This window comes from Kitasatospora sp. NPDC058218 (assembly GCF_042882445.1).
Lineage (GTDB): Bacteria > Actinomycetota > Actinomycetes > Streptomycetales > Streptomycetaceae > Kitasatospora.
This window is the reverse complement of record NZ_JBHVWC010000009.1, coordinates 167936-183141: the sequence shown is the minus strand read 5'-3', so window position 1 is coordinate 183141 and position 15206 is coordinate 167936. Positions and strand designations below refer to the sequence as shown.

General features: G+C 72.9%; 12 protein-coding genes and 1 rRNA gene. 8 read left to right on the top strand and 5 right to left on the bottom strand.

Annotation, left to right across the window (positions count from 1 at the left end; translation table 11 throughout):
- The first annotated feature begins 176 nt into the window (after positions 1-176).
- Positions 177-293: ribosomal RNA gene (gene rrf / locus ACFVYI_RS08350) — 5S ribosomal RNA — on the top strand.
- A 122-nt stretch (positions 294-415) separates the two neighbouring features.
- On the opposite strand, the gene ACFVYI_RS08345 is transcribed toward rrf, so the two are convergent.
- Both ACFVYI_RS08345 and ACFVYI_RS08340 read right to left on the bottom strand, forming a co-directional pair.
- Positions 416-868 (bottom strand): GNAT family N-acetyltransferase, encoded by a 453-nt coding sequence (locus ACFVYI_RS08345; RefSeq protein ID WP_387882344.1) that lies wholly within the window; start codon positions 866-868, stop codon positions 416-418.
- A gap of 158 nt (positions 869-1026) precedes the next feature.
- Complete coding sequence (locus ACFVYI_RS08340; protein WP_387882343.1) at positions 1027-1818, bottom strand: VOC family protein; 792 nt, start codon at positions 1816-1818, stop codon at positions 1027-1029.
- A 154-nt stretch (positions 1819-1972) separates the two neighbouring features.
- On the opposite strand from ACFVYI_RS08340, the gene ACFVYI_RS08335 reads away from it, so the two are divergent.
- From ACFVYI_RS08335 to ACFVYI_RS08325, 3 genes are all read left to right on the top strand, one after another.
- Positions 1973-4210: an ATP-dependent RecD-like DNA helicase gene (locus ACFVYI_RS08335; protein ID WP_387882342.1), complete on the top strand. Its 2238-nt coding sequence runs from the start codon at positions 1973-1975 to the stop codon at positions 4208-4210.
- Positions 4211-4434: 224 nt separating this feature from the next.
- Positions 4435-5724, top strand: coding sequence for a citrate synthase (locus tag ACFVYI_RS08330; protein WP_329489905.1), 1290 nt, complete (start codon positions 4435-4437; stop codon positions 5722-5724).
- A 507-nt stretch (positions 5725-6231) separates the two neighbouring features.
- On the top strand, positions 6232-6951 hold the full coding sequence (locus tag ACFVYI_RS08325) for an SDR family NAD(P)-dependent oxidoreductase (protein WP_387882341.1): 720 nt from the start codon (positions 6232-6234) through the stop codon (positions 6949-6951).
- On the opposite strand, the gene ACFVYI_RS08320 is transcribed toward ACFVYI_RS08325, so the two are convergent.
- Entirely contained in the window at positions 6902-9232 is a 2331-nt protein-coding gene (locus tag ACFVYI_RS08320; protein ID WP_387882340.1) for a heavy metal translocating P-type ATPase, read from the bottom strand. The two genes, ACFVYI_RS08325 and ACFVYI_RS08320, sit on opposite strands and share 50 nt — an antisense overlap.
- Positions 9233-9431: 199 nt before the next feature.
- Positions 9432-9707, bottom strand: coding sequence for a heavy-metal-associated domain-containing protein (locus ACFVYI_RS08315; RefSeq protein WP_387882339.1), 276 nt, complete (start codon positions 9705-9707; stop codon positions 9432-9434).
- 213 nt (positions 9708-9920) lie between these two features.
- Between ACFVYI_RS08315 and ACFVYI_RS08310 the strand changes: the two genes are divergently transcribed.
- Both ACFVYI_RS08310 and ACFVYI_RS08305 read left to right on the top strand, forming a co-directional pair.
- The gene (locus ACFVYI_RS08310) at positions 9921-10844 is read left to right on the top strand and encodes a hypothetical protein (protein ID WP_387882338.1); all 924 of its coding nucleotides are present in this window, start codon (positions 9921-9923) and stop codon (positions 10842-10844) included.
- A gap of 85 nt (positions 10845-10929) precedes the next feature.
- Entirely contained in the window at positions 10930-11403 is a 474-nt protein-coding gene (locus ACFVYI_RS08305; protein ID WP_387882337.1) for an NUDIX domain-containing protein, read from the top strand.
- Between the two features lie 458 nt (positions 11404-11861).
- On the opposite strand, the gene ACFVYI_RS08300 is transcribed toward ACFVYI_RS08305, so the two are convergent.
- Positions 11862-12446, bottom strand: coding sequence for a DUF1707 and DUF4190 domain-containing protein (locus tag ACFVYI_RS08300; RefSeq protein WP_387882336.1), 585 nt, complete (start codon positions 12444-12446; stop codon positions 11862-11864).
- 238 nt (positions 12447-12684) lie between these two features.
- Between ACFVYI_RS08300 and ACFVYI_RS08295 the strand changes: the two genes are divergently transcribed.
- Entirely contained in the window at positions 12685-13491 is an 807-nt protein-coding gene (locus tag ACFVYI_RS08295) for an ABC transporter ATP-binding protein (RefSeq protein WP_387882335.1), read from the top strand.
- A complete protein-coding gene (locus tag ACFVYI_RS08290; protein WP_387882334.1) occupies positions 13488-15128 on the top strand; it encodes a transporter in 1641 nt (546 codons plus the stop codon). The genes ACFVYI_RS08295 and ACFVYI_RS08290 overlap by 4 nt, the downstream gene beginning before the upstream one ends.
- Positions 15129-15206 lie beyond the last annotated feature (78 nt).

Below are 15206 nucleotides of genomic sequence, written 5' to 3'. Positions count from 1 at the left end.
GGCTCCCAGTAGACGACTGGGTTGATAGGCCGGATATGGAAGCCCTGTAAGGGGTGGAGTTGACCGGTACTAATAGGCCGAGGGCTTGTCCTCAGTTGCTCGCGTCCACTGTGTTGTTCTGAAACAACGACCCCATGACATGGCCTGTCATGGTGCGGTTGACAGTTTCATAGTGTTTCGGTGGTCATAGCGTGAGGGAAACGCCCGGTTACATTCCGAACCCGGAAGCTAAGCCTCACAGCGCCGATGGTACTGCAGGGGGGACCCTGTGGGAGAGTAGGACGCCGCCGAACAATCATTGTGAAGAACCCCCACCCGATTCCGGGTGGGGGTTCTTTGCGTTTCCGGGGCTGCGGAACGACAGGCCGTACCGGCAGATCGAAACGGCCGGACGGCCGGTCGGGAGCACCGCGAATTACAGCGCGAGCTTGAATCCCAGGTGCGAGGGGACGAAGCCGAGGCGCTCGTAGAAGCGGTGGGCGTCCGTCCGGGTCGCGTCGGAGGTGAGCTGGACGAGGTCGGAGCCGAGCTCGCGGGAGCGGTCGACGGCCCACCGGATCAGGTCGGTGCCGAGGCCGCCGCCGCGCTCGTCCGCGTGGATCCGGACCGCCTCGATGATGGTGCGGGTGGAGCCCTTGCGGGAGAGCCCGGGGACGACGGTCAGCTGGAGCGTTCCGATGGTCCGGCCGGCCCGCTCGGCGACGACCAGGTGCTGGTGCGGGTCGGCGTCGATCCGGGCGAAGGCGGTGCGGTAGGGGGTGAGGTCGTCGGGGCTCTCACGGGCGGCGCCCAGGGGGTCGTCGGCGAGCATGGCCACTATCGCCGGCAGGTCGTCGGCGGTGGCGCGGCGGATCGTCAGGTCGGTCATGATCACAGCCTAGGCGGCCCCGTGGGGCACCGAGGGACTCACCCGGCATTGGGTGTCGCCCCCGGGGGCCTCGGGAGGCTGTGGAAGGCCCGCAGCGGCCTCCGTGGCGGCCCCTGGGAGTGGGACCCGACGAGGTGGCCCGGCGAGGTGATCCGGCGTCACTCGCCGGGCAGCGCGCTGGTGATGACGGCGAAGACGGCGCCGTGCGGGTCAAGCAGCTGGGCGAGGCGGCCGACGCCGTGCACGTCCGTCGCGGGGATCCGGACGGTCGCGCCCAGCTGACCGGCCAGGGCGAGCGCGGCGTCCACGTTGGCGACCTCGAAGTAGGGGAGCCAGTGCGAGGTGGTGCCGGCGGCCGTCTGCTCGGGTCCGAGCTGCATGATGCCGCCGTGCGCGTCGTCGGTACCGCCGCCGGCCGGGGTGAGGACGGTGTACGTCACGTTGCCGAGCGGGACGTCCTGCTCCTGCCAGTCGAAGACGGTGCGGTAGAAGGTTTTGGCCGCCTCGGCGTCGACGCTGTAGCACTCGGCCCAGCAGAACGTCCCCTGCTCGGTGACGGCGTCAAGGCCGCGGGTGTCGTGCGGCTGCCAGACGGCGAAGTCGGCGCCGGTGGGGTCGCGGTAGCCGGCCATGCGGCCGCTGCTGAAGACGTCGAACGGGGTGAAGCGGACGGTGCCGCCGCCGGCGGCGACGAGCGCGGTGGTCCGGTCCGCGTCGCGGGTGCGGAAGTAGATCGTCCAGGCGGGGTGGGCGGTGTGGTCGGTGAGCGGTCCGAGGGCGGCGACCGTGCGGCCGTCCTGCTGGAAGAAGCCGTAGCCGCCGGCCTCGGGCCCGGCCGTGGCGACGGTCCAGCCGAGGACGGTGCCGTAGAAGGCCGCGGACGCGGCGGTGTCCGGGCTGGCGAGGTCGAGCCAGTTGGGGGAGCCGGGGGTGAAGGCGGTGCTGAGCATGGTGGCGGTGCTCCTTGGGCGGGCCCGTCGCGGCGGGGCACGGGCGTGGACGGCGCCCCCCGTTGCCCCTCCAGCCTGGCACCAGGACGCCCGCTGTCGCACCCGGGCGGTACGGTGCGTAGCGAAACTGCACCCGCACTGGTAAGGGGGCCCGGTGGCCAGGCAGACGCAGGCGGATCAGACGCCGCTGCCGCGCCAGCTCGCTCAGGTCGAGGGCGTGTTGGAGCGGATCACGTATGCCAACGAGGAGACGGGCTACACGGTGGCCCGGGTGGACACCGGGCGCGGTGCGAACGATCTGCTGACGGTGGTGGGCGCACTCCTGGGCGCCCAGCCGGGGGAGTCGCTGCGGCTGCACGGCCGATGGGGGTCGCATCCGCAGTACGGCAAGCAGTTCGTGGTCGAGAACTACACGACGGTGCTGCCCGCGACGATCCAGGGCATCCAGCGCTATCTCGGGTCGGGGCTGATCAAGGGGATCGGGCCGCGGTTCGCGGAGCGGATCGTGGAGCGGTTCGGGGTGGACACCCTGGAGGTGATCGAGAACGAGCCGGGCCGGCTGATCGAGGTGCCGGGGCTGGGGCCGAAGCGGACCAAGAAGATCGCGGCGGCCTGGGAGGAGCAGAAGTCCATCAAGGAGGTGATGGTCTTCCTGCAGGGCGTCGGCGTGTCGACGTCGCTCGCGGTGCGGATCTACAAGCAGTACGGGGACGGCTCGATCGGGGTGGTGAAGAACGAGCCGTACCGCTTGGCGTCGGACGTCTGGGGCATCGGCTTCCTGACGGCGGACCGGATCGCGCAGGCGGTGGGCATTCCGCACGACAGCCCGGAGCGGGTGAAGGCGGGCCTGCAGTACGCGCTGTCGCAGAGCAGCGACCAGGGGCACTGCTACCTGCCGGAGGAGCGGCTGATCGCGGACGGCGTGAAGCTGCTCCAGGTGGACGTGGGGCTGGTGATCGACTGCCTGGCGGAGCTGGTGGCCACGGAGGGGGTGGTGCGCGAGTCGGTACCGGGGGAGGGCGGCGAGCCGATCTCCGCGGTGTACCTGGTGCCCTTCCACCGGGCGGAGATCTCGCTGGCCAACCAGCTGCTGCGGCTGCTGCGTTCGGAGTCGGACCGGATGCCGTGGTTCGCGGACGTGGACTGGCCGGCGGCGTTGGGCTGGCTGGCGAAGCGGACCGGGGCGGAGCTGGCGCCGGAGCAGGAGCAGTCGGTGCGGTTGGCACTGACGGAGAAGGTGGCGGTGCTGACGGGCGGCCCGGGCTGCGGCAAGTCGTTCACGGTGAAGTCGATCGTGACGCTGGCGCTGGCGAAGCGGGCGAAGGTCGTCCTGGCGGCGCCGACCGGCCGGGCGGCGAAGCGGCTGGCGGAGCTGACCGGGGTGGAGGCCTCGACGGTGCACCGGCTGCTGGAGCTGAGGCCGGGCGGGGACGCGGCCTATGACCGGGACCGCCCGCTGGACGCCGATCTGGTCGTGGTGGACGAGGCGTCGATGCTGGATCTGATCCTGGCGAACAAGCTGGTCAAGGCGGTGGCGCCGGGGGCGCACCTGCTGTTCGTGGGGGACGTGGACCAGCTGCCGTCGGTGGGCGCCGGCGAGGTGCTGCGGGATCTGCTGGCCGACGGCGGGCCGATCCCGTCGGTGCGGCTGACCAGGATCTTCCGGCAGGCGCAGCAGTCGGGCGTGGTGACCAACGCGCACCGGATCAACGAGGGGCAGCCGCCGTTGACGGAGGGCCTGCCGGACTTCTTCCTGTTCGTGGAGGACGACGCCGAGCGGGCGGCCGGGCTGACGGTGGACGTGGTGGCGCGGCGGATCCCGCAGCGGTTCGGCTTCGACGCCCGCCGGGACGTCCAGGTGCTGGCGCCGATGCACCGGGGGCCGGCGGGCGCGGGGAACCTGAACACGCTGTTGCAGGCGGCGGTGACGCCGGCCCGGGAGGGGCTGGCGGAGCGGCGGTTCGGCGGGCGGACGTTCCGGGTGGGGGACAAGGTCACGCAGATCCGCAACAACTACGACAAGGGGCGCAACGGCGTCTTCAACGGCACAGTGGGAGTGGTGTCCTCGCTGAGCGTGGACGACCAGCGGTTGACGGTGGTCACCGACGAGGACGAGGAGGTGCCGTACGACTTCGACGAGTTGGACGAGTTGGCGCACGCGTACGCGGTGACGATCCACCGGTCGCAAGGGAGCGAGTACCCCGTGGTGGTGATTCCGGTCACCACGTCGGCGTGGACGATGCTCCAGCGGAACCTGCTCTACACGGCCGTGACCAGGGCTCGGAAACTGGTAGTGCTGGTGGGGTCACGGAAGGCGATCGGCCAGGCCGTTCGCACCGTCAGCGCAGGTAGGAGGCACGCCGCGCTGGATCATCGGCTGGCGACTGGATGATTCTCCAACGGATGGTTGCCTCTATTGTTCTCTTGACGTGAAGAGATTTACGGCAGAGCCTGGGGTGGTGCCGATCTTGTCCGGTTCGTACCGGCTACGGCGGCAGGTTTTGTAGGGGCGGTCCCTTTCGGGCCACCCCGGGTGCGCGGCTGTCCGCCAGATGGGGGATGGTAGAGACAGTCAGGGCACCTTGGAAGAGGATTCATTTCGTCGGTGAGGAAGACGTGAGCGACAACTCGGTAGTACTGCGGTACCAGGACGGCGAGTACGAGTACCCCGTCGTCGAGAGCACTGCGGGCAACGCCGGCTTCGACATCTCGAAGCTGCTCCCGCAGACCGGCCTGGTCACCCTGGACAACGGCTTCGGTAACACCGCCGCGTACAAGTCCGCGATCACCTTCGTGGACGGTGACAACGGCATCCTGCGGTACCGCGGCTACCCGATCGAGCAGCTCGCCGAGCAGGGCAGCTTCATCGAGACCGCGTACCTCCTGATCAACGGCGAGCTGCCGACGGCGGACCAGCTGTCGGAGTTCAACCGCGAGATCACCCAGCACACCCTGCTGCACGAGGACGTCAAGCGCTTCTACCAGGGCTTCCCGCGCGACGCCCACCCGATGGCGATGCTGTCCTCGGTGGTCGGTGCGCTGTCCACCTTCTACCAGGACAGCCACAACCCGTTCGACGCCGCCCAGCGCCACCTGTCGACGGTCCGCCTGCTGGCGAAGCTCCCGACCATCGCGGCCTACGCGTACAAGAAGTCGGTCGGCCAGCCGTTCGTCTACCCGCGCAACGACCTGAGCTACGTCGAGAACTTCCTGCGGATGACGTTCGCCGTCCCCGCCGAGGACTACGAGCTCAACCCGGTCGTCGTCAACGCGCTGGACAAGCTGCTGATCCTGCACGCGGACCACGAGCAGAACTGCTCGACCTCCACCGTCCGCCTGGTGGGCTCCAGCCACGCCAACCAGTTCGCCTCGATCTCGGCCGGCATCTCGGCGCTCTGGGGCCCGCTGCACGGCGGCGCCAACCAGGCCGTGCTGGAGATGCTGGAGAGCATCCAGAAGGACGGCGGCGACGTCGACGCGTTCATCCGCAAGGTGAAGAACCGCGAGGACGGCGTCAAGCTGATGGGCTTCGGCCACCGCGTGTACAAGGCGTTCGACCCGCGCGCCGCGCAGGTCAAGCTGCTGGCGCACGAGGTGCTCGGCCAGCTCGGCAAGTCCGACGAGCTGCTCGACATCGCGCTGAAGCTGGAGGAGCACGCGCTGCAGGACGACTTCTTCGTCTCGCGCAAGCTCTACCCGAACGTGGACTTCTACACCGGCCTGATCTACCGCGCCATGGGCTTCCCGACCAGCATGTTCACCGTGCTGTTCGCCCTCGGCCGGCTGCCGGGCTGGATCGCCCACTGGCACGAGATGATCAACGACCCGACCAGCCGGATCGGCCGTCCGCGCCAGATCTACACCGGCACCGCGATCCGCGACTACGTGGGCCTCGAAGCCCGCTGACGCAGGACCTGCAAGGGCCCGGCCGCACTGCGCGGCCGGGCCCTTCGCCGTCCCGCGCGAGGGTGGCGGAAGTACAGCGCACGACTCCGGGGCGGCCGCAGCCGGGGACGGCCGCTCAAAGCGTCCCAGACCCGCCACACCCCGGCGCCGTGCGCGAAGGCCGCCAACAGTCGGCGACCGACCCGGGGCCCGCCGGAGCCCCGTCGGCGGCAGTGGTGGTCGTGCGGCGACGTGATGCCGTTCGCCACGTCGCCGCCCACCGAAAAACTGCCGCACTACCAACCTAAGACGTATCAGGGTGCGAGAAGTTACGCCCGGGGGGTGTGACCTGCCTCTCGCCACGCTCCGTGTGCGGGCCGTGGCCCGCCCATATCACACCTTCCGGCGGGCGCAACGTCACCCTCCCCGCAGTCACGGCAACCGAGCGTGATAGGAATCGTGGCATTCCGGTACGGACCGTCCCGCACCCTCGCAGCGTGGCGGCGGAACTGGGGAGGGAGTGCGCAGATGGCCAGGAACGTCGTTGTCACCGGCGGTGGCACGGGTATCGGGTACGAAGTGGCGCGGCGGTTCGCCGAGGCGGGCGAACGGGTCGTGATCGTCGGCCGCCGGCGGGCGGTGCTCGAACAGGCCGCGGCCGACCTCGGACCGAACGTCACCCCGCTGGTCCGCGACCTCGCCGATCCCGACGACGTCGAGGCGGTGCTCGGTGAACTGCCGGACCGGATCGACGTGCTGGTGAACAACGCCGGCAGCCGGGAGACCGTGATCGGCGGCGGTCCGCACGCCCTGCTGGCCCGCTGGCGCGGCGACTTCGAGCGCAACGTGCTGACCGTGGTGCTGCTCACCGAGTCCATCCGCGACCGGCTCACCCCCGGTGCCGGCCGGGTGGTCACGGTCAGCTCGATCGCGGCGCTGAGCGGCGCCGGCTCGTACGGGGCCGCCAAGGCCTCGCTGCACGCCTGGAACCACTTCCTGGCCGCCCAGCTCGGCACCTCGGGCATCACGGCCAACATCGTCGCCCCGGGCACCGTGGCGGGCACCGAGTTCTTCGGCCCGCGGCTGGACGAGGCGGAGGTGTCCCGCCGGGCGGCCCGCACGCTGCTGGGCCGGATCGGTGAGGCGGGCGAGGTCGCCGCGGCGGTCTACTTCCTGGCCTCGCCCGAGGCCGGGTTCATCACCGGCGAGATCCTGCACTGCAACGGCGGGGAGCTGCTCGGGCGCTGACCGCCCGGGAACGACCGAGGGGCCGGTCCGGGGCGGCCTGGAAGGTCCGCAGTCGGAGGCTGTTGGTGACCACGAAGACGGAGGAGAAGGCCATCGCGGCCCCCGCGATCATGGGGTTGAGGAGTCCGGCGGCGGCCAGTGGCAGGGCGGCGATGTTGTAGCCGAAGGCCCAGAACAGGTTGCCCTTGATGGTGGCGAGGGTCCGGCGGGAGAGCCGGATGGCGTCGGCGGTGGCGCGCAGGTCGCCGCGTACCAGGGTGAGGTCGGCGGCCTCGATGGCGGCGTCGGTGCCGGTGCCCATGGCCAGGCCGAGGTCGGCCCGGGCGAGGGCGGCGGCGTCGTTGACGCCGTCGCCGACCATCGCGACGACCCGGCCCTGGGCCTGGAGCCGCCGCACGGCGTCGACCTTGTCCTGCGGGAGGACCTCGGCGATCACGTCCTGCGGCTCGATGCCGACCTCGGCCGCCACCGCCTCGGCGACCAGCCGGTTGTCACCGGTCAGCAGGACGGGGCGCAGGCCCAGCGCCCGCAGTGAACGGATCGCCTCGGCGCTGGTGGGCTTGACCGCGTCGGCGACCTCCAGCACCGCCCGTGCCTCACCGTCCCAACCGACGGCGATCGCGGTCCGTCCGGCGGCCTCGGCCGCCGCCTTGACCCCGGCCAGCACCGGCGCGAGCTCCCACTCGGCCAGCAGTGCCTCGCGGCCGGCGACGACGCGGTGGCCCTCGACGACGCCCCGCACCCCGAGGCCGGGGACGTTCTCGAAGCCCTCCACCGGCGGCAGCGCGCCCACGCGCTGGGCGGCGGCGGTGGCGACGGCCGCACCGATCGGGTGCTCGGAGGCGTGTTCCAGGGCGCCGGCCAGGCGCAGCGCCTCGGTCTCGGTGACGCCTTCGGCGGTGTGGACGGCGAGCAGGGTCATCCGGCCGGTGGTGACGGTGCCGGTCTTGTCCAGGACGACGGTGTCCACCCGACGGGTCGACTCCAGCACCTCCGGCCCCTTGATCAGGATCCCCAGCTGCGCACCGCGGCCGGTGCCGACCATCAACGCGGTCGGGGTGGCCAGACCCAGCGCGCACGGGCAGGCGATGATCAGCACCGCGACCGCGGCGGTGAACGCGGCGGTCCACCCCTCGCCGGTGCCGATCCAGTAGCCGAGGGTGGCGACGGCCAGGGTGATCACGACGGGGACGAAGACGGCGGAGATCCGGTCGGCCAGCCGCTGGGCGGCGGCCTTGCCGTTCTGGGCGTCCTCGACCAGCCTGGCCATCCGGGCGAGCTGGGTTTCGGCGCCGACCCGGGTGGCCTCGACGACCAGCCGGCCGCCGGCGTTGACGGTGGCACCGGTGACGGTGTCGCCGACCGCGACCTCGACCGGGACGGACTCGCCCGTGAGCATCGAGGCGTCCACCGCGGAGGAGCCCTGCTGCACCACCCCGTCGGTGGCGATCTTCTCGCCCGGGCGGACCACGAAGAGGTCGCCCACCGCCAGCTCGGCGGTCGGGACGCGGACCTCGACGCCGCCCCGCAGCACGGTGACGTCCTTGGCGCCGAGCTCCAGGAGCGCCTTCAGCGCGGCGCCGGCGGTGCGCTTGGAGCGCGCCTCGAAGTAGCGGCCGGCCAGGATGAACGCGACGACGCCGGCCGCGGCCTCCAGGTAGATGTTGGCGGAGCCGTCGCTGCGGGCGATGGTGAACTCGAAGCCGTGCCGCATGCCCGGCATCCCGGCGTGACCGAGGAACAGGGCCCAGAGCGACCAGAGGAAGGCGGCGCCGGTGCCGAGCGAGACCAGGGTGTCCATGGTCGCGGCGCCGTGCTTCAGATTGGTCCAGGCGGCCCGGTGGAACGGCCAGGCCGCGTAGGTGACCACGGGCGCCGCGAGGGTGAGCGAGAGCCACTGCCAGTTGTCGAACTGCAGGGCCGGCACCATCGCCATCGCGATCACCGGCACGGCCAGGGCGAGCGCGGTGAACAGACGCTGCCTCAGCGGGGCGAGCTCGTCGACGCCCCGGCCGGTCTCCTCGGCGCCCTCGGACGGTCGGTCGGAGGCGGGCTTCGGGAGTGCCGCGGTGTATCCGGTGGCCTCGACGGTGGCGATCAGGTCGGCGACCTCGACGCCGTCCGTGATGACGACCCGCGCCTTCTCGGTGGCGTAGTTGACGGTGGCCTCGACACCGTCGATGCGGTTGAGCTTCTTCTCGATCCGGGCGGCGCACGAGGCGCAGGTCATGCCGCCGATCCTGAGCTCCACCTCGGTGGAGGCGGGTGCCTGGGTGGTCATTCGGGCTCCTCGTGAGTCGTCGTGGGGCCGTGGGGTCGTGCACCGGTCGCTCACGCGATGCCGCGCCGGTGCTCGGGGGTTCGGAGGTTCAGGCGTCGGGGCTTCAGGGGTCGGGGAAGTGCTCGGGCCGGCCGCCGGGCGGGGCGTCCCGGCGGCCGGCAGATACCCCTGAGGGGTACCGACCCCCGATCGGACCGGGTCAGCCGCGGCCGGTCAGCGCGTAGCCCGCCTCGTCGATCGCGACGCGCAGCGCCTCGTCGTCCAGCTCGGGCTCGGCCGCGACGGTGACCAGGCCGGCTTCGACGTCCACGGTGACGGCGCCGACGCCGGGCAGGGCCGAGACCGCCTTGCCGACGGCCTGCTCGCAGTGGCCGCAGGTCATGCCGGCGACCGCGTAGACCGTGGTCACGGCGGCGGGAGCCGGCTCGGCGACGGCAGTGGTGGAGCAGGTGCCGGTGGTGGAGCAGCAGGACATGGTTTCCTCCGGTGATCTCGACGGACCCAGCCTGATACCCGAGGGGGGTATCGGTCCGGCCTGGCTCCATTAATACCCCTAGGGGGTATCCATCGCAACCCTCGAACCTCCTTGACTTGATACCCCAGGGGGGTATTCACTCAGGGCGCGCCCACCGATGCGACCCCGCACCTCCGCACCCGCTCGCCCCCCAGGGCACGAAGGAGCTCCGCCATGAACACCGCGCTGAAGATCGCCGCCTTCGCCACCGGCCTCACCACCGCGTTCGGCGCCGCCTACGGCGTCGGCCACGCCACCGGGAGCGCCCCGGCTCCGCGGCCCGGCAGTGCCGCGGCCACCGCGCAGGGCACCGCCGACCTCGCGCCCGGTCCGGCCGCCGACCGGCTGCCCGGTGGCCTCCAGATCTCCGAACGCGGCTACACCCTCAGCCTGGAGAACCCCTTCGTCAGCGCCGGCGCCCCGGTCGACCTGCGCCTGCGCGTCCTCGGCGCGGACGGCCGCCCGGTCACCGACTACCTCCCGGCGCACGAGAAGGAGCTGCACCTGATGGTCGCCCCGCGCGACCTCTCGACCTTCCAGCACCTGCACCCCGTCCGCGCCGCCGACGGCACCTGGAGCACCCCTGCCGCACTACCGGCCGCCGGCGAATACCGGGTCCTCGCCGACTTCACCCCGGCCGGCTCCACCGAGGGCCTCACCCTCGGCGCCGACCTGCACGCCGCCGGGGACCTGCGCCCCGCACCCCTGCCGGAGACCGGACGCACCGTCACCGTCGACGGCTACACCGTCACCCTGGGCGGGGAGTTCACCCCCGGCCGCCCGGCCCGGCTCACCCTCACCGTGACCAAGGACGGCCGGCCCGTCACCGATCTCCAGCCCTACCTCGGCGCCTACGGCCACCTGGTCGTCCTGCGGGCCGGCGACCTCGCCCAGCTCCACGTCCACCCGGACACCACCGCCCCCGGCCCGGACATCACCTTCACCGGCACCGCCCCCAGCCCGGGCGACTACCGGTTCTTCCTCGACTTCCGGCACCAGGACACCGTCCGCACCGCCGCCTTCACCGTGCCGGCGGCCCCCACCACTGCCACCGCACCGCCGGCCCCCGCCACCGCACCGGCCGGCCACCACCACTGACCGCGAGCCCCGCCCGGCGAAGACCCGGCGTCGTGCAGTGGCTCGGATCGTCGCCGGGCGGGGCCGAGCGGCTACCGTCGTCGCCATGACCGACTCCCCGTCCCCCGAGGTCGTGGCCCGGCCCCGCACCGCCGCCGGCGTGCTCTTCTTCGACCGGGACGACCGCGTCCTCCTCGTGAAGCCGACCTACAAGCCCGGCTGGGAGATCCCCGGCGGCTACCTGCACTCCGGGGAGACCCCGAGCGAGGGCGCGGCCCGCGAGGTCGAGGAGGAACTCGGCATCACCCCGCCGATCGGCCGCTTGCTCGTCGCCGACTGGGCGCCCCACCCCACCGAAGGCGACAAGCTCCTCTTCGTCTTCGACGGCGGCGTCCTCCCGGCCGACCAGCTCGACCGCATCACCGCCGACCGGGTGGAGATCGGCACGTACGCCTTCCACGGCACCGGCCGGCTGGAGGCCCTGCTCATCCCGCGCCTCGCTCGCCGCGTCCACGCCGCCTGCGCCGCCAGGACGCGGTCCGCGACCGTCTACCTGGAGCACGGCACGGCTCGCCCGTGACGGAGGCGAGGCCGTTTCGGGCCTGTCCTGCCGCCGGGGCCGGACGAGGCCACGGCGCGGGCCGGCTCCGGAGCGGAGAAGCCGCTTCGGCGACGGCCGGGGGCACCGGTCACCCCGAGGACCGCGGCGGCGACCCGATCCTCATGACGTTCGCCGCTCCCGCCGCGAGCGACTCCCGCGTTCCCGCGCCCCACGCCGACGGCCCCGCCCCGCCGAGCGGGGGCGGGGCCGTGTGATGCCCGTGCGGTGGCTCAGGAGGAGCGGCGGGGGCGACCCTTGCGGGCGGCGCCGGCCTTGCCCGCGCCCGACTTCCCGGCGGCCGGCTTGCCGCCGCCGGACCGCCCGCCGCCCGACCTGCCGCCGGCGCCCGCCTTGCCCCCGGCCGCCGGCTTGCCGGAGCCGGGGGGGGGGCGGGCGCGCCCCGCCCCGGGGGGGGGCGCCCCGCGACCGGGCCGGCGTCAGGCGATCAGGGCCAGCATCAGCAGGGTGTAGATCGCGCTCGCCAGGTAGCCGAAGACCAGGCCGACCGTGGCCATCGTGTCGCCCTCCTCGTTGCGCTCCCGGATCTGGGCCTTGGCGATGTGGCCGGTGATCACGGCGGGCAGTCCCAGCCCCAGCAGGCCGAGCACCATCGACGCCACGGCCGTGCCGTTGGTCGGCCGGGACGGCACCGGCGGGGGCGGCAGCAGGAAGGTCTGCGGCACCGGGTGGCCGACGGCCGTCATCGGCGCCATCGGCGTCACCATCGGACCGGAGGGCAGGTCGGCCACCAGCCGGGCCAGCTCGCCGTACGTCTGCGCGGCGCTCGCCGCGTCGAAGCGCTGGCCGTACTCGTCGGCGGAGAGCCGGCCCTCGGCGTACGCGGCCTTCAGCACGTCGACGGTGCGGTCCCGGTCCGTGTGCGCCGCCCGCATCGCCGCCTGGGGCATCGGCGCGGGCTGCGCGTAGGGCTGGGCGTACGGCTGCGCATACGGCTTGGCCGGTACCTGGGGCGGCCGTCCTCCGTACCCGGGGCCCTGCTCGCCCCACGGTTGAACGGCCATCCGCCACCTCCGACACCCCGGCGCGCCGTGCGCGCTCACTGGCCTTCATAGTGCAGGACGAACAGGGGCCCTGAGTAGTTGCCACTTTCCCGGACCGGCCTCGGCGCGGTTCGGCCGGGCCTGCGCACTCACCCGTTCGGCCCCGACCCGTCGATGATCGCCAATCCGGACGACAGCCCGCCCCGGGCAGTGGCAGGCTGGCCTGGAATTCACCCGTCCCCCAGCAGAGAAGGCCGCCATGCAGGCGTCAGCGCCGCCGCCGTCCCCAGTCCCCGCGACCCCAGCCGCCTCCGCCGTCAGCATCCAGGGGCTGTGGAAGCACTTCGGCAGCCAGGCGGCGGTCGCCGGGCTGAGCCTGGAGCTGCCGGCCGGCGCGTTCATCGGCCTGGTCGGCCCGAACGGCGCCGGCAAGACCACCACGCTGTCCATGGTCACCGGCCTGCTCCGGCCCGACCAGGGCGCCGTCCTGGTGCACGGCGCCGACGTCTGGGCCGACCCGGTCGCCGCCAAGGCCCGGATCGGCATCCTGCCCGAGGGCCTGCGGATGTTCGAGCGGCTCAGCGGCCGCGAGCTGCTGCAGTACAACGGCCGGCTGCGCGGCCTGCCCGGTGCCGAGGTGGACCGCCGCGCCGAGGAGCTGCTGGCCGTCCTGGACCTCGCCGGGCACGCCGACAAGCTGGTCGCCGACTACTCCACCGGCATGCGCAAGAAGATCGGCCTGGCCGCCGCGCTGCTGCACAACCCCGACGTGCTCTTCCTGGACGAGCCCTTCGAGGGCGTCGACCCGGTCTCCGCCCAGACCATCCGCGGCGTGCTCAAGCGCTACGCCGCGGCCGGCTCCACCGTCGTCTTCTCCAGCCACGTCATGGAGCTCGTCGAGCAGCTCTGCGACTGGGTCGCCGTGGTCAACGCCGGCCGGGTGATCGCCCAGGGCCCGCTGGACACCGTCCGCGGCGGCCGCAGCCTGCACGAGGCGTTCCTGGACCTGATCGGCGTCCGCGAGGACGACGGCCAGGCCCTCGACTGGCTCGGGGGCGAGCGGTGAGTGCCGCCCCCGCCGGGGTCCGCACCACCCGCACGCCCGTGCCGGACGGACGCGTCGTGGTCCGCACCCTCGTGTCGCTCAAGCTCCGGCTGCTCCGCAACGGCCTGCGGCGCAGCCGCGGGCGGGCGGTGCTCTACGTCGTCGGCGCGGTGTTCGGCCTGCTGTTCGCCGCGCTGGTCGCGCTCGCGACGGCCCTGCTGAACGGGCACCGCGGCGCCGGCGACGCGGCCGTGATGCTGGTCGGCGCCCTCACCGTCAGCTGGGCCGCGCTGCCGCTCTTCCTCTTCTCCAGCGACGAGAGCGCCGACCCGACCCGGCTCACCATGCTGCCGCTGCGCCCCGGCCCGCTGCTGCGCGGCTCGGTGCTGGCCGCGCTGATCGGCCCGGGGCCGCTGGTCGCCCTGGTCCTGCTCACCGGTGCCGCCCTGTCCGGCGTGAACGGCGCCGCCTCGGCGGTGGCCGCGGTGATCGGAGTCCCGCTGGCGGTGCTCAGCCTGGTGACGCTCTCCCGGGCGGTCGCGGCGGGCAACGCCCGGCTGCTCTCCAGCCGGCGCGGCAAGGACTACGCGATCTTCGGCGGGCTGCTCTTCGCGCTGCTGATCCAGGTCGCCAACGTCGGCTCGCAGAGCGTGTTCGGCAAGGCCGGGAAGGACGGCCTCGACCTCAGCCCGCTGGCGCCGATCGCGTCGGTGCTGCGCTGGGTGCCGCCGGTCGCCGGGGTGGACGCCGGCCGCACCGCCGGCGAGGGCCGGTACGCGCTGGCACTGCTCCAGCTGGCCTCGACGGCCGCCCTGCTGGTGCTGCTAATGCGCTGGTGGCGCTCCAGTCTGGAGCAGCTGATGGTCACCGCCGACGCCTCCACCCTGGAGGTGGCGCGCGGTGTGCAGACCTCGCGCAGCTGGGGCTTCCTGCCCGCGGGCCGGACCGGCGCGGTGATGCAGCGTCACCTGCGGTACGCCTGGCGGGAGCCGCGGGCCAAGGCCGCGGTGTTCACCAGCATCGGGATGACGCTGGTGATCTGCGTGCTCTCGGTCGTCCAGGGCTGGTCGAGCGTCTACCTGGTGGCCGCCACCGGGCTGTTCCTCGGCCTGCAGATGGTCAACCTGTTCGGCATGGACGGCTCGGCGTTCTGGATGGTCGCCGCCACCCTGCTCACCCCCGCCGACGCCCGGGAGGAACTGCGCGGGCGGGCGTACGCGGTGCTCTCGTACGCGGTGCCGGTCACCCTGGTACTGGCGCTGTTCCTGGCCGGCGCGACCGGTGACTGGGCCGGTCTGGCGCCGGCGCTCGGCCTGGCGCTCGGCCTGCTCGGCTGCGGCATCGCGATCGGCGCGGTGCTCAGCGTGCTGGCGCCGTACACCATGCCGGCCGACAGCAGCCCGATGCGCAACGCCGCCCCCGGCCAGGGCGGACTGGTGATGCTCAACAGCTTCGGCTCGATGTTCGGCGCCGCGCTGCTCAGCCTGCCGGTGACCGGCTACCTCGGCTGGGCGCTGCTCTCCGACGGCCCGACCTGGCCGGTGCTGCTGCTCGGCCCGCTGTACGGCGCGCTGATCGCCTTCCTCGCCATCGGGCTGGCCGCCGGCCGCCTGCTGGAGCGGGTCCCGGAGATCCTGGCCAAGGCCGTCGAACGCTGACGGCCGCGCCCGTCGAGCACCCGTGCGAGCGCCCGGTCCCCGTCGTCGGGGCCGGGCGCTCCGGCATCATGGGCGAAG